Annotated in this window: 2 protein-coding genes; both read right to left on the bottom strand. The window is 42.7% G+C overall.

The window, feature by feature from the left end; translation table 11 throughout:
• Positions 1-135: 135 nt before the first annotated feature.
• Positions 136-954 (bottom strand): siderophore-interacting protein, encoded by an 819-nt coding sequence (locus K1F36_RS06455; protein WP_220113086.1) that lies wholly within the window; start codon positions 952-954, stop codon positions 136-138.
• A gap of 9 nt (positions 955-963) precedes the next feature.
• Complete coding sequence (locus K1F36_RS06460; protein ID WP_220113087.1) at positions 964-1764, bottom strand: siderophore ABC transporter substrate-binding protein; 801 nt, start codon at positions 1762-1764, stop codon at positions 964-966.
• Positions 1765-1953 lie beyond the last annotated feature (189 nt).

The following is a 1953-nucleotide window of genomic DNA, read 5'->3' on the forward strand; positions in this document are numbered from 1 at the left end:
GACCTTGATCGGGTCTTCCGTCAATCAGTTGAACCGGATAGGGGTCGAGGCAATAGCTTCCCTATTTTTAGGTTCGACATATACCTGATCTGCATTTTATTAATGAGGTAGCAGAATGTTTACTTTTTTAGTTCACTATCCGTCACGTTCCTTCTCTTCCCGCCTTGAGCCTGCTGACTCATTTTCAGAACATCCATGTTTCCAGTACGAATAGGCATAGAGTTCCCCTTTGGTCCAATCCTGTTCTTTTCTAAGATAATTTCTGATTTCTTTTACCGATGAAAACTCACAGGCTACGTACCCAAATTTGGAATGGGTTGGCAAGTCAACTTTTTTAACAGCATCAATCAAAGCATTGCCTTCTCCTGGATTGGGATTGTGCACCCATTTAAATGTGATGTTCGCTTTGGTTTTCAATTCCTGTTCGTCCTCCTTTCCGTGCACTTCAATGAGACAAATGCCCTTGGTCGATGCGGGTAGACTTTCAAGAATAACACTCAATACCGGTATGGCTGTGGCATCCCCTACCAACAAATACCAGTCTTCAGGTGGGAAAAGCTCTTTTTTGGTGAGCTTCATGGCGATTCCAAGTTCATGACCTGGTTCAGCAGTGTTGGCCCAATTGGATGCTGGCCCCTCCAAACCATGGTTCACAAAATCTATAACTAACTCGTTTTTTTCAAGATCAATGGCCCGATGTGTGTAAGTGCGCATGAACGGACGCACATTTTCGGGTGGGATGACCCATTCTTTTTTCTCGGAGTTATATTCGCGCATATGCACTTTGGTCATTCCTGCTGGGGGAACAAATATTTTGTTGTTGTCACCCAAAGTAGCCTCCTTAAATAGTTCTACATTACCTGTTAAGACAGCACGAATATAGTTTGGTGTCACAAACTCTTTTGATTTGAGTGTGAATACATCTTGTACGATGGGAATATTAGGCTTTGCCATTGTAATGGTTTAAAAATTGGAGTCTACATCGTTGATCATAATTTCAAAGGAGGTCACACCGTCACCGGAGAGATACCATGCTTCGGGATCTAGATAAACGATATTTCCATTTTTATAGGCCTTGGTCTGTTGGATCATGGCATTTTCAACTTCTTCCTTGTTGGTGGCTTTTTTGTTCACCACTGCACTTCGGTCCACAATAAAAAGGTAATCTGGGTCTGCTTTTTGGATAAACTCATTGGACACCGCTTGGCCGTGGCGAGCCGTTTCCAGATTTTCCACAGCTTCTCTAAATCCAAACAGGCTATGGATTACCCCAAACCTTGAGCCCTTTCCAAAGGCGCTGAATTTTCCGTTGTTATGGAGGATGATCAAACCCGTTTGCCCAGATTCCTGTGCTTTTTTATTGAGTGCAGCGACCTTGTTATCCACCCTATCCACTATATTTTGGGCTGTCTCTTGCTTGTCAAACAACTTTCCAAAAACTTCCATGTTGGTTTTGAATGACTCCATCATTTGGCTCTGATCGGAGGTTAGATAAATGGTCGGTGCGATATTGGTCAGTTCCTCATACTTGGTTTCCATGCGTGCCGAGATAAAAATCACATCGGGCTCTAATTCGTTCAATTTTTCGTAGTCTACTTCAAAAATGGTTCCGAGGTTGGCCACATTTTCATCGGTTTCATATTTTTTTAAATATTGTGGGACATGGCTTTTGGGAATCCCCATCACCTCAATGCCCAATTCATCCAGATTTTCCAAGGAAGCATAATCCAAAGCAACCTGGATGAGCCGGATGGTTGAGACCACCAAAAACGGAAAATAAGAACCACCTATTTTTTGGATTTAGTGATTTTAAAATCAGGCTTTTGCGTTAGTCTTGAGGGTGCTCAATTCTATCCGGTGAAGGTGGTATACCATGTCCGGCGTTTCCAATTTGGATACGGCCTTTCCATAGGAGTACAAAAGCGTTGTCTTTTACGGGTTGAAAACCTTCAT

It is taken from the genome of Flagellimonas abyssi (assembly GCF_019457905.1).
GTDB lineage: Bacteria > Bacteroidota > Bacteroidia > Flavobacteriales > Flavobacteriaceae > Flagellimonas > Flagellimonas abyssi.

What these genes read in the sequence shown, in the direction of transcription:
- K1F36_RS06455 (WP_220113086.1), bottom strand. Translation starts at nt 954, where the DNA reads ATGGCAAAGCCTAATATTCCCATCGTACAAGATGTATTCACACTCAAA.